General features: G+C 72.9%; 22 protein-coding genes and 1 pseudogene. 14 read left to right on the top strand and 9 right to left on the bottom strand.

Translation table 11 applies throughout. The features are described 5' to 3' along the window. Positions 1–17 precede the first annotated feature (17 nt). The 5 genes from AB0H64_RS28485 to AB0H64_RS28465 all read right to left on the bottom strand — a co-directional run bounded on the left by AB0H64_RS28485 (position 18) and on the right by AB0H64_RS28465 (position 4,997). Entirely contained in the window at positions 18–329 is a 312-nt protein-coding gene (locus AB0H64_RS28485; protein WP_310712425.1) for an L-rhamnose mutarotase, read from the bottom strand. A gap of 102 nt (positions 330–431) precedes the next feature. After that, positions 432–1,505: a rhamnose ABC transporter substrate-binding protein gene (gene rhaS / locus AB0H64_RS28480; protein ID WP_355438098.1), complete on the bottom strand. Its 1,074-nt coding sequence runs from the start codon at positions 1,503–1,505 to the stop codon at positions 432–434. Next, positions 1,502–2,458, bottom strand: a complete 957-nt coding sequence (locus tag AB0H64_RS28475; protein WP_310712427.1) for an ABC transporter permease — start codon at positions 2,456–2,458, stop codon at positions 1,502–1,504. The genes rhaS and AB0H64_RS28475 overlap by 4 nt, the downstream gene beginning before the upstream one ends. Further along, entirely contained in the window at positions 2,455–3,504 is a 1,050-nt protein-coding gene (locus AB0H64_RS28470) for an ABC transporter permease (RefSeq protein WP_357630456.1), read from the bottom strand. The genes AB0H64_RS28475 and AB0H64_RS28470 overlap by 4 nt, the downstream gene beginning before the upstream one ends. Next, the gene (locus tag AB0H64_RS28465) at positions 3,501–4,997 is read right to left on the bottom strand and encodes a sugar ABC transporter ATP-binding protein (protein WP_357630453.1); all 1,497 of its coding nucleotides are present in this window, start codon (positions 4,995–4,997) and stop codon (positions 3,501–3,503) included. The genes AB0H64_RS28470 and AB0H64_RS28465 overlap by 4 nt, the downstream gene beginning before the upstream one ends. 122 nt (positions 4,998–5,119) lie before the next feature. Between AB0H64_RS28465 and AB0H64_RS28460 the strand changes: the two genes are divergently transcribed. The 6 genes from AB0H64_RS28460 to AB0H64_RS28435 all read left to right on the top strand — a co-directional run bounded on the left by AB0H64_RS28460 (position 5,120) and on the right by AB0H64_RS28435 (position 10,401). Continuing rightward, entirely contained in the window at positions 5,120–6,475 is a 1,356-nt protein-coding gene (locus AB0H64_RS28460) for a rhamnulokinase family protein (protein ID WP_357630450.1), read from the top strand. Continuing rightward, a complete protein-coding gene (locus AB0H64_RS28455; RefSeq protein WP_357630448.1) occupies positions 6,463–7,467 on the top strand; it encodes a substrate-binding domain-containing protein in 1,005 nt (334 codons plus the stop codon). Before AB0H64_RS28460 ends, AB0H64_RS28455 begins: the two co-directional genes overlap by 13 nt. Before the next feature lie 37 nt (positions 7,468–7,504). After that, on the top strand, positions 7,505–8,089 hold the full coding sequence (locus tag AB0H64_RS28450) for a hypothetical protein (RefSeq protein ID WP_357630445.1): 585 nt from the start codon (positions 7,505–7,507) through the stop codon (positions 8,087–8,089). A gap of 72 nt (positions 8,090–8,161) precedes the next feature. Continuing rightward, a complete protein-coding gene (locus AB0H64_RS28445) occupies positions 8,162–8,767 on the top strand; it encodes a cyclodeaminase/cyclohydrolase family protein (RefSeq protein WP_357630443.1) in 606 nt (201 codons plus the stop codon). After that, complete coding sequence (locus tag AB0H64_RS28440; RefSeq protein WP_357630440.1) at positions 8,764–9,615, top strand: bifunctional 5,10-methylenetetrahydrofolate dehydrogenase/5,10-methenyltetrahydrofolate cyclohydrolase; 852 nt, start codon at positions 8,764–8,766, stop codon at positions 9,613–9,615. Before AB0H64_RS28445 ends, AB0H64_RS28440 begins: the two co-directional genes overlap by 4 nt. A 105-nt stretch (positions 9,616–9,720) precedes the next feature. Further along, positions 9,721–10,401 carry a type 1 glutamine amidotransferase gene (locus AB0H64_RS28435; protein ID WP_357630438.1) on the top strand — a complete coding sequence of 227 codons (681 nt, stop codon included), beginning with the start codon at positions 9,721–9,723 and terminating at the stop codon, positions 10,399–10,401. Positions 10,402–10,483: 82 nt separating this feature from the next. On the opposite strand, the gene AB0H64_RS28430 is transcribed toward AB0H64_RS28435, so the two are convergent. Beyond that, positions 10,484–11,224, bottom strand: coding sequence for a sulfite exporter TauE/SafE family protein (locus tag AB0H64_RS28430; protein WP_357630436.1), 741 nt, complete (start codon positions 11,222–11,224; stop codon positions 10,484–10,486). A gap of 130 nt (positions 11,225–11,354) precedes the next feature. Here AB0H64_RS28430 and AB0H64_RS28425 point away from each other — a divergent pair, with 130 nt between their 5' ends. Next, positions 11,355–12,011 carry an endonuclease V gene (locus AB0H64_RS28425; RefSeq protein WP_357630433.1) on the top strand — a complete coding sequence of 219 codons (657 nt, stop codon included), beginning with the start codon at positions 11,355–11,357 and terminating at the stop codon, positions 12,009–12,011. Positions 12,012–12,021: 10 nt separating this feature from the next. Here AB0H64_RS28425 and AB0H64_RS28420 read toward each other — a convergent pair whose 3' ends face one another. Next, complete coding sequence (locus AB0H64_RS28420; protein ID WP_357630430.1) at positions 12,022–12,666, bottom strand: NAD(P)-binding domain-containing protein; 645 nt, start codon at positions 12,664–12,666, stop codon at positions 12,022–12,024. Positions 12,667–12,752: 86 nt separating this feature from the next. Between AB0H64_RS28420 and AB0H64_RS28415 the strand changes: the two genes are divergently transcribed. Continuing rightward, positions 12,753–13,121: a helix-turn-helix domain-containing protein gene (locus tag AB0H64_RS28415; RefSeq protein ID WP_357630427.1), complete on the top strand. Its 369-nt coding sequence runs from the start codon at positions 12,753–12,755 to the stop codon at positions 13,119–13,121. A 161-nt stretch (positions 13,122–13,282) separates the two neighbouring features. Beyond that, positions 13,283–15,304: an endo-1,3-alpha-glucanase family glycosylhydrolase gene (locus tag AB0H64_RS28410; protein ID WP_357630425.1), complete on the top strand. Its 2,022-nt coding sequence runs from the start codon at positions 13,283–13,285 to the stop codon at positions 15,302–15,304. Between the two features lie 72 nt (positions 15,305–15,376). Here the strand turns inward: AB0H64_RS28410 and AB0H64_RS28405 are convergent. Continuing rightward, positions 15,377–15,496 (bottom strand): annotated as a pseudogene (locus AB0H64_RS28405) (LuxR C-terminal-related transcriptional regulator); the annotation flags it as partial. Positions 15,497–15,535: 39 nt separating this feature from the next. On the opposite strand from AB0H64_RS28405, the gene AB0H64_RS28400 reads away from it, so the two are divergent. Then, positions 15,536–15,922, top strand: coding sequence for a hypothetical protein (locus AB0H64_RS28400; protein ID WP_357630422.1), 387 nt, complete (start codon positions 15,536–15,538; stop codon positions 15,920–15,922). Between the two features lie 46 nt (positions 15,923–15,968). Here AB0H64_RS28400 and AB0H64_RS28395 read toward each other — a convergent pair whose 3' ends face one another. Then, entirely contained in the window at positions 15,969–16,445 is a 477-nt protein-coding gene (locus AB0H64_RS28395) for a DUF2283 domain-containing protein (RefSeq protein WP_357630419.1), read from the bottom strand. Between the two features lie 169 nt (positions 16,446–16,614). Between AB0H64_RS28395 and AB0H64_RS28390 the strand changes: the two genes are divergently transcribed. From AB0H64_RS28390 to AB0H64_RS28375, 4 genes are all read left to right on the top strand, one after another. Further along, complete coding sequence (locus AB0H64_RS28390; RefSeq protein WP_357630668.1) at positions 16,615–17,265, top strand: GntR family transcriptional regulator; 651 nt, start codon at positions 16,615–16,617, stop codon at positions 17,263–17,265. A gap of 105 nt (positions 17,266–17,370) precedes the next feature. Continuing rightward, positions 17,371–18,735: an MFS transporter gene (locus AB0H64_RS28385; RefSeq protein WP_357630416.1), complete on the top strand. Its 1,365-nt coding sequence runs from the start codon at positions 17,371–17,373 to the stop codon at positions 18,733–18,735. Next, positions 18,732–19,691: a dihydrodipicolinate synthase family protein gene (locus tag AB0H64_RS28380; protein ID WP_357630413.1), complete on the top strand. Its 960-nt coding sequence runs from the start codon at positions 18,732–18,734 to the stop codon at positions 19,689–19,691. The genes AB0H64_RS28385 and AB0H64_RS28380 overlap by 4 nt, the downstream gene beginning before the upstream one ends. Further along, positions 19,688–20,824 carry a mandelate racemase/muconate lactonizing enzyme family protein gene (locus AB0H64_RS28375; protein ID WP_357630412.1) on the top strand — a complete coding sequence of 379 codons (1,137 nt, stop codon included), beginning with the start codon at positions 19,688–19,690 and terminating at the stop codon, positions 20,822–20,824. The genes AB0H64_RS28380 and AB0H64_RS28375 overlap by 4 nt, the downstream gene beginning before the upstream one ends. Positions 20,825–20,914 lie beyond the last annotated feature (90 nt).

Genomic DNA, 20,914 nt, shown 5'->3' with positions numbered 1-20,914 from the left:
ATTCACTCTGTCCTGATTCAGTCAAGGTGGAACACTTCCTCCAGCGGCGCGAACGCCTCGTCGGCCCGGCCCGTCTCGAAGAACGGCGCCATCTCGGCCTGCCACCTGTCGTTGACGTCCGTCTCGGCCATCCGCCGCTGGGCGGCCTCGAAGTCGTCGGTCTCCAGGTAGCCGACGAGCAGGCCGTCCTCGCGCAGGAACAACGAGTAGTTGCCCCATCCGGCCGTCCGCAGGGCGTCGAGCATGTCGGGCCACACGGCCTCGTGCCGCTCGCGGTACTCGTCGAGACGGTCCTCGCGCACCTTCAGCAGGAAGCACACGCGCCGCATGGCACCCTCCGAACCTTCACTGGCCCTCGCCTTCGCTGGTCTGACTCGTGGTGAGGTCCCCGCCGGGCGGCGGGGACCGGGGAGAGCGGTCCTGGGGGACCGCTAGAAGTCGAACTGGTCGATGTTGGCGGCGTCGAAGGTGAACGGCGGGCCGAGGATGACCTCGCCGTTCGCGCCGATCGTGCGCTCGCCGAGCTTGCCGGCCTTGAACGTCTCGCCCTGGGCGCCGGTGATCTGGCCGGACACCAGCGCCGCCGCCGCGTAGGAGGCGAGGTAGCCGAGGTCCTTGGGGTTCCACAGGGCGAACTTCTCGACCGTGCCGTCCTTGACGAACTGCCGCATCTGGTTGGGCGTGCCGAGGCCGGTCAGCACGACCTTGCCCTTGTACTTGGAGCCGGAGATGTAGCGGGCCGCCGCCGAGACGCCGACCGTGGTGGGCGAGATGATGCCCTTGAGGTCCGGGTACGCCTGGAGCAGGCCCTGGGTCTCGGTGAACGACTTCTGGTCGTCGTCGTCGCCGTAGGCCACCTTGACCAGCTTCATGTCCTTGTAGTCGGGCTTGGCCAGCTCGTCCTTCATGTACTTGATCCAGGTGTTCTGGTTCGTGGCGTTGGCCGTGGCTGACAGGATGGCGATCTCGCCCTTCTTGCCGATCAGGTCGGCGAGCAGCCTGACCTGGCTGCGGCCGACCTCCTCGGAGCTGGCCTGGTTGATGAACAGGTCGCGGCACTCGGGGGCGGCGTCGGAGTCGTACGAGACGACCTTGATGCCCTTGGCGCGGGCCGTCGAGAGCGGGCCGCACACGGCGTTGGCGTCGTTGGCGGCGATGAGGATCGCGTCGTGGCCCTGCTGGGTGAGCGTGTTGATGTAGGAGATCTGGGAGGAGGCGGAGGCGTCGGACGGGCCGACCTCCTTCGCCTCGCCCTTGTACTCCTTGGCGGCCTCGATGCCCGCGTTGTCGACGATGGTCTCGTACGGGTTGTTGATCTGCTTGGGGAGGAACGCCAGCTTGATGCCCTCCTTGAGGGGGGCGTTCGGGTCGGCCTTGGCGGCGGCCGAGGAGGAGGCGGGGGCCGGCGCGGGGGCGGAGGTGACGCTGGACTTGGTGGTGCCGCCGCAGGCGGCGGCCCCCAGGGCGAGCAGGGCGACCACGGCTGTGAGACGCATCGGGGTCATGGGGTTCCTTTCAGGACGGGCCTGACCAGCGAGACGAGGCGGGGGGTGAGCACCGACACGATGAGGAGGAGCCCGGTGACGATCGACTGGATCTCGGTGGAGACGTCGCCGAGCATGAGCAGGTTGCGCAGCAGCCCGATGAGCAGCACCCCGGCGATGACGCCGCCGAGGGTGCCCTTGCCGCCGTCGAAGTCGACGCCGCCGAGCAGCACGGCGGCGATGACGGCCAGCTCGATCCCGAGGCCGTTGTCGGCCCGGGCCGAGCCGTACCTGAGGGTGAAGACGACGCCGGCGAACGCGGCGACGGTGCCGGAGAGCGTGAACAGCACCAGCTTGATCCGTTTGACCCGGATCCCGGCGAAGAACGCGGCCTGCTCCTGCGCGCCGATGGCGTACAGGGCGCGGCCGAAGCCGGTGGCGTGCAGGACGACGCCGGTGACGGCGGCGAGCAGGACGAACAGGGCGACGGGGTACGGGATGGGCGTGCCGGGCACGTCGTCCACGGCGAGCGCGGTGTAGGCGGGCGGGAACTGGGCGACGGCCTGGTCGCCGAGCACCACGTACGCCAGGCCGCGGTAGAGCGCGAGGGTGCCGATCGTGACCGCCAGCGACGGCAGGCCGAGGCGCGTCACGAGCAGCCCGTTGACCAGGCCGCACACGGCTCCGGTGAGCACGACCAGCGGGATGATCGTCTCGATGGCCATGCCGCCGTCCCACAGCGCGCCGACCATGGCGCTGGACAGGCCGAGGACTGAGGCCACCGACAGGTCCACCTCGGCGGCCACCACGAGCAGGGTCATGGCCAGCGCGATGAGCGCGATCTCGCCGAGGTCGCCGAGCGCGAACGACAGGTTGTCCACGGTCGCGAACCCCGGCACGGAGAAGGAGCCCGCGGCGAACACGGCCACCAGCAGCGCGCCGACCAGCACGTCCCAGCGCAGCACCCGGGTCATCGGCGGCTCCCCTTCCTGAGCAGGCGGGCGACGCGGATCGCGAGCACCCGGTCGACGCTGATGGCCAGCAGCAGCAGCGCTCCGGTGACGGCCTGCTGCCAGAACGGGTTGACCCGCAGCACGACGAGCGCGCTGCCGATCGTGGTGAGCAGCAGCGCGCCGAGCGCGGCGCCGTACACACTGCCGACGCCGCCGGTGATGGCCACGCCGCCGACCACGACCGCGCTGACCACCAGCAGCTCCCAGCCGCCCGCGGAGTCGCCGACGACCGTGCCGAACCGGGCCAGCCACAGCACCCCGGCGAGGCCGGCCAGGCAGCCGCTGACCAGGTAGGCGGCCAGCACGCGCCGCCGGACGGGCACGCCGGCCAGCCGGGCGGCCTCGGGGCTGGAGCCGATCGCGTAGAACTCCCGGCCGCTCGGGTACGCGCGCAGGTAGGCGCCGACCGCGAGCATGACCACGAGCGTGATGAGCGGCAGGTACGGCACGCCGAGCACGGCCCCGTTGCCCAGGGCGAGCAGGGCGGGCGGCAGGTCCACCGCGTTGATCTGCCGGCCGTGGGCGAGGTAGTGGTCGAGGCCCTGGATGACGTACAGCGTGCCGAGCGTGACGACCAGCGCGGGCACCCGGCAGAAGCTGACCAGCAGGCCGTTGACCAGGCCGCAGGCGGCGCCGATGGCCACGCCGAGCAGCACGGCCGGCACGATCCCGGCGCCGCGGGCGAGCACGTCGCCGGTGACGAACGCGACGAGCCCCACCACGGAGCCGACCGACAGGTCGATGTTGCGGGTGATCACCACGATCGACTGGCCGACGGCCAGCAGGGCCAGGATCGCGGTGTTGAGCAGGATGTCCTCGATGCCCTGGCCGGACAGGAAGTTGCCGTTGACCCCGGCGGTCACGGCGACGAGCACGGCCAGCGCCACGACCAGGCTCAGCTCGCGGGCGCGGAAGACGAGGTCCACCAGGGCGCGGGCGCCGCGCGCCCCGAGCTCCCGGCCGCGCCCCTGGTCCGGCCCTTGGTCCGGCACCGTGGTCGCGGTCATGCGGCCCTCCTCGTGGCGGCGTGCATCACGCTCTCCTCGGTGGCCTCGGCGCGCGGGATCTCGGCGCTCAGCCGGCCCTCGCGCATGACGAGCACCCGGTCGGCCATGCCGAGCACCTCGGGCAGGTCGGAGGAGATCATCAGGACGGCGATGCCCTGGCCGGCCAGCTCCGACAGCAGCCGGTGCACCTCAGCCTTGGTGCCCACGTCGATGCCGCGCGTCGGCTCGTCCACGACGAGCACGGACGGCTCGGTGGCCAGCCACTTGGCGAGCACGACCTTCTGCTGGTTGCCCCCGGACAGCACGCCGACGCCGTCGCCGAGCCGGGCGAACTTCAGCCGCAGCCGTGCCGCCCAGTCCGCCGCCCGGTCGCGCTCGGCCCGCCGTGAGATCGTGGGGCCGCGGCGCAGGGAGCGCAGCCCGGTCAGGCCGATGTTGCGCTCGATCGACATCTCCATGACCAGGCCCTGCTGGCGGCGGTCCTCCGGGACGAGGGCGAGCCCGGCGCCCATGGCGGCCGTGGGGCTGCCGGGCGGCAGCTCGCGGCCGTCCACGGTGACCGTGCCGGCGTCCCACCGGTCGATGCCGAAGATCGCGCGGGCCACCTCGCTGCGGCCGGCGCCGACGAGCCCGGCCAGGGCGACGATCTCGCCGCGCCGCACCTCGAAGGAGACGTCGGTGAAGACGCCCTCGCGGGTCAGCCGCTCGACCTTGAGGGCGACGTCGCCGACGGCGGCCGCCTGCTTCGGGTAGAGGGCGCCGAGATCGCGGCCGACCATGCGGCGCACCAGGTCGTCGTGGGTGAGACCGGCGACGGGCTCGCTGGCGATCCACTGGCCGTCCCGCAGCGTGGTGACGCGCTGGCAGAGGGCGAAGATCTCGTCGAGCCGGTGGGAGATGAACAGGACCGCGCAGCCGTGCTCGCGCAGCGCCTCGACGACGGAGAAGAGGCGGGCGACCTCCGCGCCCGACAGCGCGGCCGTCGGCTCGTCCATGACCAGCACGCGGGCGTCGCGGGAGAGCGCCTTGGCGATCTCCACGAGCTGCTGGTCGGCGATGGACAGGCCGCGCGTGGGGCGGCCGGGGTCGAGGGCGACGCCGAGCCGGCCGAACAGCTCGCGGGTCTCGGCGCGCATGGCGGCGCGGTCGATGCGGCCGAGCGAGCGGCGGGGCTGGCGGCCCATGAAGATGTTCTCGGCGACGGACAGGTCGGGGAAGAGCGTGGGCTCCTGGTAGATGACGGCGACGCCGGCCTGCTGGGCGTCGGCCGGTCCGGAGAAGACGACGGGCTCGCCGTTGAGCAGAATCCTGCCCTGGTCGGGGCGGTGGACCCCGGCGAGCGTCTTGACGAGCGTGGACTTGCCCGCCCCGTTCTCGCCCGCGAGGGCGTGCGCCTCGCCCGCGTGCAGTTCGATGGAGACGTCCCGTAGCGCCCGGACCGCGCCGAAGGACTTGCTGACGCCGGCGAGTGCGAGCGTGGGGTGAGCGCCCATACATCCTCCGCGCGACAAACGTTTTAACAGGATGTTTCCGGAATGTAGGCGCTGCGCCTGCGGCCGTCAATGGGTCGCCCTCCGCTATGGCGCCATTGTGATTGATACGTTTTAATCAGCGCATGCGATTCACCGCTGTGGACCTCGGCGCCTCCAGCGGGCGCGTGATGACCGCCGACATCACCGCCGACAAGATCGAGCTCGCCGAGGCGCACCGCTTCCCCAACCGGCCGGTACGGGTGGCCGGGACCCTGCACTGGGACATCCTCTCCCTGTACCAGGGCGTGCTCGACGGCCTGCGCAGGGCGGGGCCCGCCGAGTCGGCCGGCGTCGACTCGTGGGCCGTGGACTACGGCCTGCTCGACGCCACGGGCCGGCTGATCGGCAACCCGGTCCACTACCGCGACGCGCGCACGGCCGAGGTCACCGAGCGGATCGACCCGTACGAGGTGACGGGGCTGCAGTTCCTGCCGTTCACCACGGTCAACCAGCTCCTGCGCGAGCGGCTCGACGAGGCCGAGACGCTGCTGATGATCCCGGACCTGATCGGCTACTGGCTGACCGGGCGGATCGCCGCCGAGCGCACCAACGCCTCCACCACCGGCCTGTACGACGTGACCCGCCGCGACTGGGCGTGGGACCTGGTCGACCGGCTCGGCCTGCCCCGCCGCATCCTGCCGCCGATCACCGACGCCGAGTCGAGTCCTGTGCGCGAGGACGTGGCCGCCGAGCTGGGCTACTCCACGGTCGTCACCCAGGTCGCCTCGCACGACACCGCCTCCGCCGTGGTGGCCGTGCCCGCCACCGGCCCGAACTTCGCCTACATCTCGTGCGGCACGTGGTCGCTCGTCGGCGTCGAGCTGCCCGTCCCGGTGCTCACCGAGCAGAGCCGGCTGGCCAACTTCACCAACGAGACCGGCCTCGACGGCACCGTCCGCTACCTGCGCAACGTCATGGGCCTGTGGATCCTCCAGGAGTGCCTGCGCGTCTGGGACCACCCCGACCTGGAGGCGCTGCTGGCCGAGGCCGAGCACGCCCGCACCGACGCGGTCATCGACCCCGACGACCCGTCGTTCCTGCCGCCGGGCGACATGCCCGCCCGCATCGACGCCTACTGCACCCGTACCGGGCAGCGGCCCCCGGAGGGACGGGCGCAGGCCGTACGATGCATCCTGCAGAGCCTCGCCCTCGCCTACAAAAGGGCCGTCGACGACGCGGCCCGCCTCAGCGGGCGGCCCGTCGAGGTCGTCCATGTGGTCGGTGGCGGCTCGCGCAACGCGTTGCTGTGCCGGCTCACCGCCGAGGCGACGGGGCTCCCGGTGGTCGCGGGCCCGGTCGAGGCGGCCGCCCTCGGCAACGCGCTGGTGCAGGCGCGAGCCCGCGGCCTGGTCGGCGACCTGGCCGAGATGCGGGATCTGGTACGGCGGAGCGCGGACGTGCGCACCTACGAGCCCCGGGGGCGTGAATGGCCACAGTGAGCATCAAGGACGTCGCGGCCCGGGCGGGCGTGTCGCCCGGGACGGTGTCCAACGTGCTCAACCGCCCCGAGAAGGTCGCGGGCGGCACCCGTACCCGCGTCGAGGCCGCCATCCGCGACCTGGGGTTCGTCCGGCACGGCTCGGCCTCCACGCTGCGGGCCGGCCACAGCCGCACGATCGGGCTGTCGGTGATCGACATCGGCAACCCGTTCTTCACCGACGTCGCCGCCGGCGTGGAGGACATGGCCAGCGAGCGCGGCTACGCGGTCATCCTGGGCAACTCCTCGGGCAGCCGGCTGAAGGAGGAGCGCAACCTGCTGGTCTTCGCCGAGCAGCGGGTGCGCGGCGTGCTCATCACGCCCTCCGACGAGGACCCCGGCCGGCTGGAGCGGCTGCGCGAGCGGGGCATCGCCGTGGTGCTCGTGGATCACCCGGCCGAGCGCTCCACCCAGTGCGCCGTCGCGGTCAACGACGTGACCGGCGGCGCCATGGCGGCCGGCCACCTGCTGCGCGGCGGGGCCGGGCGGCTCGGCTACGTGACCGGGCCCCCCGCCATCCGGCAGTGCCAGGAACGGCGGCGGGGCGCCGAGCAGGCCATGGCCGCGGCCGGGCGCGACCCGGCGGAGCTGCGCGAGATCGCGATGCCGGCGATGACGGCCAAGGCCGGTCAGCAGGCCGCCGAGAAGCTGCTGGCCGACGGCACCCTGCCCGACGCGCTGTTCTGCGCCAACGACCTGCTGGCGCTCGGCATGCTGCGGGGCCTGCTCCAGGCGGGCGTGCGGGTGCCCGACGACGTGTCGCTGATCGGGTACGACGACATCGACTTCGCCTCGGCCTCCACGGTGTCGCTGTCGTCGATCCGGCAGCCGACCTACCAGCTCGGCCGGGTGGCCACCGAGCTGCTGCTGGACGAGTGCGACAACCCCGACACGCACGCGCACCAGCAGATCATGTTCCAGCCGGACCTCGTCGTGCGGGAATCCACGCGGTAGGTTGGGGCCCTGACCGGACGACGGGGGTTGGGGCGTCATGTCCAACGGTGTGCGTCATGTACTGGGAGTGGTCGCCGGAGTCCTGCTGCCACCGCTGGTCGCCGTGGCCCTGATGTACGGAGTCGGCGAGGTCTCGCTGAGCATCCAGCAGTTCCGGATCTCGTGGACCGGGGTGGCCGCGATCGTCGTGGCCGGTGTGCTGCTGGCCCTGCTGGCCTCCTCGCGGCTGTCGCCGGTCGCCTCGCTACTGGGCGGGATCGGGTTCACGTTCTACGGGCTGCTGCCGTTCGCCGAGATCCTGTCCGTCTCGTCCGTGACGGATCTGTTCGTACCGGGGTGGATGCGGACGGGGTACCTGACGCTGGGGTACACGGGGATGTTCCTGGTGGTGGGGGTCCTGCTGCTCGCGGCGTCGGCGTTCCCGTCGCGGTGGCGCTCGCGGCGTCCGCCGGTGGTGACGCCGGGACATGGGACATCGGCGTACGGGATGTCCGGCTACGAGGCGTACGGGGCACCGTCTCACGGAGCCCCCAGTCCGTCGTCGTACGGGCCCTCGTCCCAGGGGCCGTCGCCCTACGGGCAGGTGGCCGACGACACGACCCGGCCGATGCACCGGGAGTGACCCGCCGGCAGTGACGCGCCGGGCCCGCGGTCCGGCGCGAGCCCGGATGCGGCGGGCTGGCAGAATGCCGCCATGCGCGACATGAAGATCGGCGACTTCCTCGAACGGCTGGCCGCCCGCGAGCCCGCGCCCGGCGGCGGCGCGACCGCGGCCCTGCACGCCGCCCAGGCGGCGGCGCTGCTGGGCATGGTCGCCCGTTACAGCACCGGCGACCGCTACGCCGGGCACGCGGAGACCGTGGCCGCGGTGACGGCCGAGACCGACACCCTGCGCGAGCGGGCCCTGGGCCTGGCCGCCGAGGACGCGGCGGCGTTCACGGCCGTGACGGAGGCGTACAAGCTGCCCAAGGGCGAGGAGCGGAGCGCGGCCATCGCCGCCGCCCTCGCCGGCGCGGCCGAGCCGCCCGCCCGGGTCGCCGAGACGGCCGCGCGGCTGGTGGAGCTGTGCGAGACGCTGCTGCCGATCGGCAACCCCAACGTGGTCACCGACGTGGCCGCGGCCGCCGAGGCCGCGCGGGCCGCGCTCACCACGGCCCGCGTCAACGTCGAGGTCAACATGGGCGGCATCAAGGAGGAAGGGGTGCTGGACGCGCTGCGCGGACGCCTGGCGGGCGTGGACGACGCCGTCGCCCGGGCCGAGCGGGTCACGGCGGCCGTGCGCAAGGACCTCGCCCGATGACCGGGACCCCCGCGAACGGGGTGGAGCTGCGCGGCCGGGAGCTCGCCGCCGCGCTCCGCGAGGAGGTCGCCGGGCTCGTGCGGGCCGCCGAGACCGCGCCGAGGCTGGCGGTCGTGGTGGCCACCGCCGACGAGGCGTCCCTGTGGTACGTGCGCTCCATCGCCAAGGCCGCCGCCGGGGTGGGCGTCGCCTGCGACATCGTCGACCTCGGCCCCGCCGCCCCGGTGGCGGGCATCCGCGCCACGCTCGAACGGCTCAGCGCCGACCCCTCGGTCCACGGCGTCATGCTGCAGACCCCGCTGCCCGAGGGCGCCTCGGCGCAGGAACTGGCCGGCGCGATCGACCCGGCCAAGGACGTCGACGGAGCCAACCCGCTGTCGCTCGGCCGGCTGGCGGCCGGGCTGCCCGCGTTCGCGCCGGCCACGGCCGCCGCGGTGATGGCGCTGCTCGACCGGCACGGCGTCGAGCTGCGGGGCGCCAGGGCCGTCGTGGTCGGCCGGTCCACCGTCGTGGGCAAGCCGCTGGCGCACCTGCTGCTCGACCGGCACGCCACCGTGACCGTCTGCCACTCGCGCACCCGCGACCTGGCCGCGGTCACCTCCACCGCCGAGGTGCTGGTCGCGGCCGTGGGCCGGGCCGGGCTGATCGGCGCGGAGCACGTGGCGCCCGGCGCGGTCGTGATCGACGTCGGCACCAACCCGACGGCCGACGGCGGCCTGACCGGCGACGTCGACTTCGGCGCGGTCATCGGCAGGGCGGGCGCGCTGACCCCGGTGCCCGGCGGCGTCGGCCCGGTGACCACCGCCCTGCTGCTGCGCCACACCGCGACCGCCGCGGGACTGACGTGACCCGCTCCCCCGACGCGCGCCGGAGGCCGGCGCACCTCCCTCCCCACGCCTGCCGGAGGCCGGCGCCCCTCTCCCCCGACGCCCACAGGAGGCCGGTGACCAGCCATGCGTGACGTCCTGATCGTGCAGAACAGCAGGAGCGGCGGCCCCGGCCGGTTCGGCGGCTGGCTGGAGGACATGGGGCTGCGGCTGGACGTCGTCCACGCCTACGACGGCGAGGCCGTGCCCGGGACGCTCCGCCACGACGCGATGCTCATGATGGGCGGCGGCTATCTGCCCAGCGAGGACGACCGCGCCCCCTGGCTGGCGCCCACGCGGGGGCTGGTGAGGCAGGCGCTGGCCGGCCGGGTGCCGTTCTTCGGCATCTGCCTGGGCGGGCAGTTGCTCGCCGAGGTGGCGGGCGGAGAGGTGACCGGCGACGCGGGGGCGCCGGAGAACGGCAGCGTCCCGGTCACGCTGCGGCCGGAGACGGCGGCCGACCCGCTGTTCCGCGACCTGCCGGAGGTGGTGCCCGCGATCGAGCACCACGTGGACGCGATCACGGCCCTGCCGCCGGGCGCGGTGTGGCTCGCGGAGACGGACCGCTGCCCGTACCAGGCGTTCCGGGTGGGCGAGGCGGCGTGGGGCGTGCAGTTCCATCCCGAGGTGCTGCCGGAGCGGATCCGGACGTGGGAGGTGGCCGGGTTCGACCCCGACGAGGTGTACGCGGGGGCGGTGGCCGACGAGCCGGTCTCCACGCCGATCTGGCGCGAGGTCGCCACCCGCTTCGCCAAGCTCGTCGCCTGACCCCGGACCGCTCCGCCCGGCGCGGCCGCCCGCGGACCCGCCGGGCGGCTCGCAGCCCCGCCCAGGTCGGCACGTGGGCCGCTCAGGAGGCGTACGCGTCGTACCCGAGCTTGGCGGCGACCGCCAGGCCGCAGGCGGCGGCGAGGTAGCGCAGGCTGTGCCCCGGCAGCCGCCGGGCGATCTTCGGTCCGAGCCACCCGCCCAGCAGGAATCCCGCCGCCAGCGGCGCCACCGCCCCCCAGTCGACCGGCCCGAACAGCGCGAACCCCACGGCCGCGACCGTGTTGGCCAGCCCGGACAGCACGTTCTTGACCGCGTTCGTCCGGGCCGGCGCCTGGTCGAGCATCGCCGACAGCACCGCGAACATGAGGATGCCGCCCGCCGCGCCGAAGTAGCCGATGTAGATCGCCACGACGAACAGCGCGATCCTCGCCAGGGTCCCGTGCTCGGCGTGCTTGCGCGCCGACGGCGGGCGGACCAGGAGCAGCGAGGCGGCGCCGATGAGCCAGGGCGCGATCAGCTCGAACGTCCGCGACGGCGTGATCAGCAACAGGGTCGCGCCGGCCGCGCCGCCGAGCGCGGTGATCCAGCCCAGCCTGAGGACCCGGCTCCCCTGCCCCGCGAGCTCCGGCCGCGAGCCGGCCGCCGCGCCCAGGCCGGTGAACAGCAGGGCCACGGTGTTGGTGACGTTCGCGGCGAGCGGCGGGAGACCGAAGGCGAGCAGCGCGGGATAGGACACGATCGAGGCGAGACTCACCACGGTGCTGACCACCCCGGCCGCCACGCCGACGCCGAGCAGCCCCAGCACGTCTCCGACGATCACCAGGACATGCTAGGGGCTGTCCGTTTTGTCACCGAAGCCGGGTTGCTTGCTGACATTCCGGTAGATCTACACGACAGACTGGCCGGCCTCCGGACGCGGAGGCCGGCCGCCGCCCGGCTAGATTGATCATGTGCTCGTGAACCAGCTTCACCCGTGGCCGGCCACCGCCGAGGAGGCGCAGGCCATCCAGGACCGCCTGCGCCCGCACGTCGAGCTCACCGGACCGACGACGTTCACCTCGGTGGCGGGCCTGGACGTCCACTATGACGGCGACGACCGGGTGCGCGCGGCCGTGGTGGTCCTCGACGCCGCCACGCTCACGGTGCTGGAGCAGGTGACCGTCGAGGACGAGGCCCGGTTCCCGTACGTTCCCGGGCTCTTCGCCTTCCGGGAGCTGCCCGCGCTGGTGCGGGCCCTCGAACGCCTGACGACCACGCCCGGCCTGCTGGTGTGCGACGGGTACGGGGTGGCGCACCCGCGCGGCTTCGGCCTGGCCTGCCACCTGGGCGTGCTGACCGGCCTGCCGGCGATGGGGGTGGGCAAGACCCCGTTCGTCGGCGACCACGCCACCCCCGGGCCGGAGCGCGGGGCATGGACGCCGATCACGCTGAACGGCTCGACGGTGGGCCGCGCCGTCCGCACGCGGGAGGGGGTCAAGCCGGTGTACGTCTCCCCCGGTCATCGCATCTCCCTGGAGACGGCCACGGAGCAGGCGCTGCGCCTGTCGCCCCGCTACCGGCTTCCCGAGCCGATCCGCCACGCCGACCACCTCGCCCGTCAGGGCTGACGGGTTCGGTTCACACCCCGGCGTGCTCCTTCGGGGTGAGGATGGCCTGGGCGTCCGCTCCGGCGAACCACAGGCCGATGACGAACGCGGCCGTGGCCTCCAGGAGGGTGGCCCTGGCAAGTCCCCCGCCGTCCAGCGGCGTGCAGCCGAGGTCCGTGACGAGCCGCCGTACCGGCTCCAGGGCGGCCGGGTCGTCCCCGCACAGCGGCACGGCCAGCGGCCTGCCGTCGAAGACCGGCGGCGTCATGCGCCACACGTCCACGTGGCACAGGTTGAACGCCTTCACAACATGTGCCCCTGTGAGATCCGCCGCCGCCCCGGCGATCGGACGCGTGGGGTCGTACGCGTCCGGGTGGACGTTGGTCACGTCGATGAGCGGCTTGCCGCGCAGCGCCGTACCCGCCGCCGCGAGCACGTCCGTCAGGCCCGCCTCCAGGACGGCCGCCATCACGACGTCGCCGAAGGCGGCCGCCTCCGCGAATGTGCCCGTCAGCACCTCCCGCTCCCGGGCCTGTGCCGCCCGGGTCATCCGGGCGGCCTGGGCGACGGTCCTCTCCGGGTCGCGGCCACTGATCATGACCTCGTGACCCGCGCGATGCCACTGGGTGCCGAGGGCGTCGGCCATGCCGCCCGCGCCCAGGATGCCGATCCGCATGTTGCGCTCCAACCGTGTAGAAGTGTGACGGGACGACGGTACGAAGGCCGTCGCACACCATTCGGTGCGTATCGAGGGGGTCAACGGTGTTCCTCGCCGACTGCCAGGCCAGGCTGGCCTTCGACCTGATCGCCAACACCTGGAGCGCCGTGGTGGTGTGGGCGTTGCGGCACGGGCCCCGGCGGCCCGGCGAGCTGCGCGCGGCGATCGGCGGGGTCAGCCCCAAGGTGCTCACCGAGACGCTGCGCCGGCTGGAGTCCAACGGCCTGGTGGTGCGGCACGCGTACGCCGAGGCGCCGCCCCGCGTGGAGTACGAGCTGACCGGCCTGGGGCGGAGCCTGCTGGAGCCGATCGAGCGGCTGGGCGAGTGGGCCTTCGACCACGCGGACGAGGTGATGGCCGCGCAGGACCGGTGGGAGGGCACCGGTGAGCTGGAGGAACGGCCCGCCGGCTGACCCGCGCGATGTGGGCGGAGGTCACAGTTCCCAGCTAGATCGTTCCAGTGGTCATGAAATATCGGGAATGCCGGGCGACCGAATCCCACATGCCCCAGTCTTGATCCCTGAAGGACGGCCCATGATCACGGGGCCGGGGTTCGTGGATCAGTGGAGGATCGATGCCCAACCGTTTACGCGCGTGGCTGGCGGCCGTCGTGGTGGTCGCCGGAGCGGGAGCCGGGACGGCACCCCAGGCGTACGCCGAGGCCGGCGCCCCCCTGGGCGTCCAGGCGGCCAGGGGCGTCACCGCCGCGCGCGGGGCCCAGGCCGCGCCCAGGAGCGTCACCGTGGACGTGAGCCAGGACACCTACCTGAGCCAGGCCAGCCCGTCCCAGGAGCACGCCGCCCACACCTGGCTGTCGGCCTGCCCGAGCACCTGCGACGGCAAGGCGGCCGCGGAGCGGCAGGCACTGGTCAGGTTCACGGTGGCGGGCCTGCCGGCGAACGCGACCGACGTGAAGCTGACGCTCAAGCTCCAGGCCACCCGCACCACCGACAGCTCGGTGGCGGCGCGCAGGGTGAGCGGCACGTGGTCGGACACCGCCACCTGGGCGAACCGGCCGGCGCTCGGCGCCACGCTGGCCACCGCCAAGGGCCTGACCGGCGGCCAGGACGTCCAGCTCGACGTCTCCGGGGCGTTCACGGGCAACGGCGCCTACGCGTTCGCGATCACCGGCACGGCCGGGGCGCAGGCGGTCTTCCACTCGGCCGAGGCCACGGCCGGCGACGGCCCCCGCCTCACCGTCACCTACACGGAGGGCACCACCGGCGACGACGAGGGCGGCGAGAGCACGGACGGCCCGCTGCCGTTCACCCTGGCGTCCGCGTCGAAGCTGCGCGCCTCCGGCAGGAAGGTGTTCGCCCACTACTTCCCGCCGTACCCGATCTCCCTGGACAACCAGGCCCCGGCGAGCGACTACTACGCCCGCAACTACCTCAAGCCCGAGGGCGAGAGCGGCAAGCACTCCGCGTACGGCGGCCTGCTGCGGGACCGGCCGATCGGCAGGTCACCGCTGACCGGCGACTACGCGGTCGAGGACCTCAAGACCGAGGTGCGGCAGGCGATCGCGGCGGGCCTGGACGGGTTCACCGTGGACATCCTGTCCGTCTCCAGCAACAACTGGACCAGGGTGCAGAACCTGGTCAAGGCGGCCGCCGCGGTCGACCCCGGCTTCCGGATCGTCCTGATGCCGGACATGAACGGCCTGGCCTCGGTCGACAGCGCCACGCTCGCGTCGTCGCTGGCCAAGCTCGCCGCGTCGTCCTCGGTGTACAAGCTGGCGGACGGGCGCCTGGTCGTGGCCCCGTTCAAGGCCGAGAACCGCACCGCCGCCTGGTGGTCCGCCTGGATCAAGACCATGGAGACCGCCCACGGGATCAAGGTCGCCCTCGTGCCGACGTTCCTGGACTTCAACAAGAACCGGGACGCATTCGCCTCCATCAGCTACGGCTTCTCCAACTGGGGCAACCGCAACACCACCGCCAACGCCGGCCTGTCCACCAACATCGGCCGTGCCCACACCATGGGCAAGATCTGGATGCAGCCGGTGTCGGCCCAGGACTCCCGCCCCAACCAGGGCGTCTACGACGAGGCGAGCAACACCGAGAACCTCCGCCTCACCTGGACGGGCGCGATCGACGGCGGCGCCGACTGGGTCCAGCTCACCACCTGGAACGACTACTCCGAGGGCACCCAGTTCGCCCCGTCCGCGAACAACGGCTGGACGTACCTGGACATCAGCTCCTACTACCTCACCTGCTTCAAGCTGGGCTGCCCCAAGGTGACGAACGACGTCCTGTACGTCACCCACCGCGTCCAGCCGGCGGCGGCGCCGCCGGCCTACGCGCAGACCAAGCTCATGAAGCTGCGCGGCGGCAGCACCGCGGCGCGTGACACGGTCGAGGTGCTGACGATGCTGACCGCCTCGGCGTCCGTCACGGTCACGGTGGGCGGCCAGAAGCAGACGTACACCGCGCCGGCGGGCGTCTCGGCCAAGACCTTCCCCCTGGCGACGGGCGCCGTCTCCGCGTCGGCGTCGCGCGGCGGGACCGTCGTCGCCAAGGCCACCTCGGCGGCGCAGGTCACGGCCAAGCCGTCCGTGCAGACCCTCCAGTACTACGGGGTGACCAGCGGTCGTTAGGCCCCCTCACCTCGCCGGAGCCGCCTCCTTCCCGGCGGCGGCTCCCGGCGGGGCCGGGCGGTCCCGGGGGCGTCACAGCCAGCCCTGCGCCTGGGCGTGGCGGACGGCCTCGACGCGGTTGCGGGTGCGGGTCCTGCCGATGGCCGAGGACAGGTAGTTGCGTACGGTGCCCTCCGACAGGTGCAGGCGGGCGCCTGCCGGCCGGCCACGGCGTGGCTGTAGGGTGCCCGCGTGTCCACTCCTGTCCGCCAGGACGATCCCGCCGGGTCCGCGCTGCGTTTCGCCACCGAGCTGATCGCCTGGGTCGCCACCCCGTGGGCTCTGGCCCCCCACTCCGTCGCGCTGGCCGTCCTGTCGGTGGTCGTGCTGATCGGGCTGCCGACGTTGTTCTCCACGCCGGGCGACAAGCGGAGCGTGATCGTGCCCGTGCCGGGGTTCGTGACGATCCTGCTGGTGCTGCTCCAGCTCGTGGCCGCGGTGGCGGCGTCGTGGGTGGCCTGGCCGGCGGCGGTGGCGGTCGTCGTGTCGGTGCTGGCCGTGGCGACCGTGGTGTTCGAGGTGCCGCGCTGGCGGTGGCTGCTGTCCGGCGGCACTCGCTCCACGGCCCGGGACACGTAGCGGGCACGCTGAACGAGGAGGCACGCGTCCGGAACGGGCGGGACGTCTAGAGCCGCAGCTCGGGCGGGAGGAGCGTCGCCGCGTCCAGCAGCTCGACGCCGAGCAGCTCACCGGAGGCGCCGTAGTCGAGCACGGCCCGGCCGGCCGTCTCCTGGCGCACCGCCTCACCCGGCACGATCTCGTGCTTCATCGCGAGGTAGGCGATGTCGTGGTCCTTGTCCCAGGAGAGGTACACGGTCCGCGGCCGGCGGCCGTCCGGCTCCTCGTCCCAGGTGAGCATCCCCTCCTTGGCCTCGTGGGAGCCGGCCAGCGCGGCCCGGACCATGGCGAGCGCCAGGTCCACCGCCTCCAGCGAGTCGACGCCGGTGACCTTGCGCTCGTGCTCCCATCCGGCCAGCCCGTCGATCCGGTACGGGCACGACCACTCGCCCGTGGGCTCTTCCACGGGCACGCCGATCGTGACCGTGACCTCGTGCGGCGGCTCGGTGCCGAGCGTCAGCGTCCGGCGGGCGATCTCGTACATGCAGGGTGATCTACCCCGCGGCGAGCCGGACAAGACAGGCGCTCGGCCGGCTGGAGGATGTTTCGGTCACGTCACGGCATCGTTTCCTTGCCGTATGCCCAGATTAGTCCTAAAGTCGCATCTCATACATCGCATATGATGCGCCAGCTCAGGAGGAGTCTTCGTGGCGATGCCAGTCTTCAGTCCCGGCGCGTTGCCGTCCCGTACGGCACACGTGCTGGAGACCATCAAGGCGGCGATACTCAACGGCCGGTTCAAGCCGGGGACCCCCCTGGTCGAGAGCGACCTGGCCGGCCAGTTCGGCGTCTCGAAGACACCGGTGCGCGAGGCGCTCAAGGCGCTGGAGAGCACGGGGCTCGTCGTCATCCGTCCCTACACCGGCACCACGGTCCGGCAGTTGAGCGACGAGGACGCGCTGGAGGTCTACGACATGCGCCTGCTCCTCGAACCGGAGGCGGTGCGGCGCAGCGTCGCCGCCGCCGCCGACTTCTCCGAGGCGGCGCAGGCCCTCGACCGGGCCTCGCAGGCCGCCGACGCGTCCGAGCGCAGCATCGCCAACCGGGACTTCCACCGAGGTCTCTACGCGGGCTGCGGCAACCCGCTTCTCGTCCGCACCCTGGACGGGCTCCGGGACCAGACCGCGCTGGTGTCAGCCGCGTCGTGGTCGCGCAGCCCGTCATGGGAGGAGGAGGCCGAGGAGCACGCCGCGATCCTCGCCAAGGTGCGCGAGAACGACGGCGACGGCGCGGCCACACTGGTCCGCCGGCACATCGAAGGCTTCGTGGCCAGGCACCTGAGGAGGGAAGCAGCCACCCGATGAAGCGCGAGAAGCGGCCCGTTCTCCGCCAAGATCCCGGGCCGCGTCTCTGAGAACACACACGCTCCCTCAAGGAGCGTCTCTGGTACCCCCGTCAGAGGAGCAACCATGACCCATTCTACGCCGACGCGCGCGCCGTCGGCCCGCGCCCGCAGCCGCATGCGGTGGACCATCGTCGGCTTCTCGGCCCTCGGCCTGACGATCGCCTACCTCGATCGCGCGGCGCTCAGCGTCGCGATGCCGTTCATGTCCGAGGAGTTCGAGATCAGCCCCGCCGTCCAGGGCGTCCTGCTCTCGGCGTTCTTCTGGACCTACGCCCTGTTCCAGATCCCGTCCGGCTGGCTGCTGGACCGGTTCGGCCCGAGGGTGATCTATCCGATGGCCGTCGGCTGGTGGTCGGTGTGGACGGCGCTGATGGCCCTCACGCAGAGCTTCGGCTGGGTCATCGTGTCCCGGCTCGGCCTCGGCGTCGGCGAGGCGCCCGTGCAGCCGGCGAACGTGAAGGTCGTCTCGCAGTGGTTCCCGCGCAAGGAGCGGGCGTTCGCGTCGAGCCTGTTCGACATGGGCCAGCAGATCGGCACCGCCCTGTCCGTCCCGGTGGTGACGGCCCTGGCCGTCCTCGGCGGCTGGCGCCTGTCGTTCCTGGTCATCGGAGTCCTCGGCATCCCGTGGCTCATCGGCTGGCGCCTGGTCTACCGGCACCCGGAGCAGCACCCGCGGGTCTCGGCCGAGGAGCTGGCCCACATCCGCTCCGACCAGGGCGACGCGACGGACAGCGGGACGGCCGACGGGGCGTCCAGCGAGAAGGTGCCGTGGGGCCGGCTGCTGCGCGACAACCAGGTGTGGGCGCTGATGACCGGGTACGTCTTCCGCTCGCTCGCCGGGGCCTTCTTCCTCACCTGGTACCCGAGCTACCTGCTCAAGGACCGCGGGTTCAGCAAGGAGGACTTCGGCATGGTGGGCGCCATCCCGGCGCTCATCGCCATCGGCGCCACCGTGCTCGGCGGCATCGCCTCGGACCGCATGCTGGCGTCGGGGATGTCGACCAACGCCGCCAGGAAGATCCCGATCGTCTCCGGGCTCGGGCTGAGCGCCTGCATCGGCTTCGCCCCGTTCATCGAGAGCAACGTCCTGCTGATGGTCGTGCTCACCGTCAGCAGCGCCGCCCACTCGTTCGCGGGAGCCGCGATCCTGAGCCTCCCGGCCGAGGTGGCGTCGTCCCCGGCCAGCGTCGGCTCCATCGCCGGGTTCCAGAACTTCGGCTCCCAGCTCGGCAACCTGATCAGCCCGATCGCGATCGGCCTGTTCCTGAGCGCCGGCAGCGGCTCCTACGTCGGCCCGCTGGTCGGGGCCGCGGCGAGCTGTCTCGTCAGCGCGGCCATCTATCTGTTCTGGGTGCGCGTCAGGCCCGTCACCCCATCGCCGGAGCCCGCCGGAACGGCTCCCCCGTCTCCCGAGAGGACCACGTCATGAGCGCCCGTCCGAGCACCGCGGACCTGGACACCGCGGATCTGAAGGAGCGGCTCAGCACCGTCATCGGCATCCCCGTGGTGCCCTACGCCGCCGACGGCGAGATCGACCACGACCGGGCCGTGGCGCTGGCCCGCCGCCTGGTCGACAACGGGATCACCGCGCTGACCCCGAACGGCAACACCGGCGAGTTCTACGCGCTGACCCCCGGCGAGCGTCGCGCCGCTCTCGCCAGCGTCGTCTCCGCCCGCGGCGCCACGACGACGATCGTCGCCGGGGTCGGGCTGGACGTGCCGACCGCCGTCTCGGACGCCCGCTTCGCCCGGGACGCCGGCGCGGACGCCATCATGATCCACCAGCCCGTGCTGCCGTACCTGTCGGCGCGCGGATGGGTCGAGTACAACGCGGCGATCGCCGCCGCCGTGCCGGACCTCGGGGTGCTGCCGTACCTCAGCACCACCGCGGTGTCCGGCGCCGACATCGCCCGGCTCGTGGAGCGGGCCCCGAACGTCGTCGGGCTGAAGTACTCGGTGCCGGACCCGGTCGTGTTCGCCACGACCAAGGCGCGGGCGGGCGACGGCCTGCTGTGGATCGCCGGCCTGGCGGAGTCGTACGCCCCCGCCTACTGGCAGGCCGGGGCGCGGGCGTTCACCTCCGGGCTGGTCAACGTGGCCCCGGCCGTGTCGCTGGAGATGCTCGCCGCGCTGCGGGACGGCGACTACGACACGGCGACGCGGGTATGGCGGCGGATCAGGCACTTCGAGGAGCTGCGGGCCCGCGACCGCGCCGCCGACAACGTCTCCGTGGTCAAGGAGGCGATGCACCAGCTGGGGCTGTGCCGACGCGAGGTGCGCCCGCCCAGTCATCCGGTGACCGCCGCCGTGGCGGCGGAGGTGGCCGAGTCGATCAGCCCGTGGCGCTCGGCCGTGCCCGAGCTGGGGACGGAGCTGCGCATATGAGGATCGCGTCACTGGAGACCTTCCGCCAGCGGGTGGGCGACCGCCCCCGGATCCTGGTGAGGATCACCACCGACGACGGCACCGCGGGCTGGTCCGAGGTCTACAACCACGGACCCGACCTGGCCTACCCGCCGCTGCTCGACTACCTGTTCGAGCAGGTCAAGGGCATGGACGCGCGGAGCCCGAGCCGGGTCAACCAGTTCCTGCTGCAGTCCTGCCGCTTCCCGCAGGGGGCCCTCGGGCTGGCCGCGATCGCCGCGATCGACCTCGCGCTGTGGGACATCGCCGCCAAGGCCGTGGGCGTGCCGGTCTACCGGCTGCTCGGCGGCGCCGTACGCGACCGGGTGCGGGTCTACGCCGGCCTGTACTCGGCGCCCGACCCCGCCGAGCTCCAGGACAGGACCGCGGCGCTGCACGAGCGCTTCGGGTTCACCGCGTTCAAGCTGAGCCCGTACCGCCGTGACCCGAACCGGGTGCGGTCCGGGCTGGTCGCGAACGAGCTCGGCGCGTACTTCGGCCGGGTCCGGGCCGGGCACCCGGAGGAGTGGGAGTTCGCCTTCGACGCGCACGCCTGCCTCTGGGAGCCCCGCCAGGCCGTGGAGCTGGGCGCCGCCCTGGCCCCGCACCAGCCGCTCTTCCTGGAGGAGCCCATCCGGCCCGAGCACCTCCCGGCGTGGGGGCGGATCAGGTCGGAGCTGGCCGTGCCCCTGGCGACGGGCGAGTCGCTGTACTCGCCGCACGAGTTCCTCGCGCTGCTGACGGCTCAGGGAGCCGACATCGTGCAGCCCGACATCTGCGTGGTCGGCGGGATGACGCAGCTGCTGAAGATCGCCGCCATCGCCGACGCGCACTACGTCCCCGTGGCCCCGCACAACCCGCTCGGACCGCTCGCCACCGCGGCGAACGTGCACTTCGCGGCGGTGGCCACCAACTTCGCCATCCTGGAGTACAAACCCGACGAGGTGTCGTGGTGCCCCGATCCCTACCTGCCGGTGGACGGGCATCTCGAACTGCGCCCGGACCGGCCGGGCTGGGGCGTCGAGATCGACGAGGACGCCCTCCGGGAGGACGACTGGGTGCGCTGGGACCGGAAGGTGCCGACCCGCCCGGACGGTTCCACGGCCTGGATGTGAGCAGAGGGGTCCCCGCCGTCGTCCCATACCGGCGGCGTCGGAAATCTTCCGCGCCCGACCGGCGGGGATTACTCTGCGAACGTTCACGAG

Origin of the sequence: Nonomuraea sp. NPDC050733 (assembly GCF_040654215.1) — a bacterium.
Lineage (GTDB): Bacteria > Actinomycetota > Actinomycetes > Streptosporangiales > Streptosporangiaceae > Nonomuraea.
The sequence above is the reverse complement of the archived record's forward strand: the minus strand, read 5'-3'. Positions and strand labels throughout refer to the sequence as shown.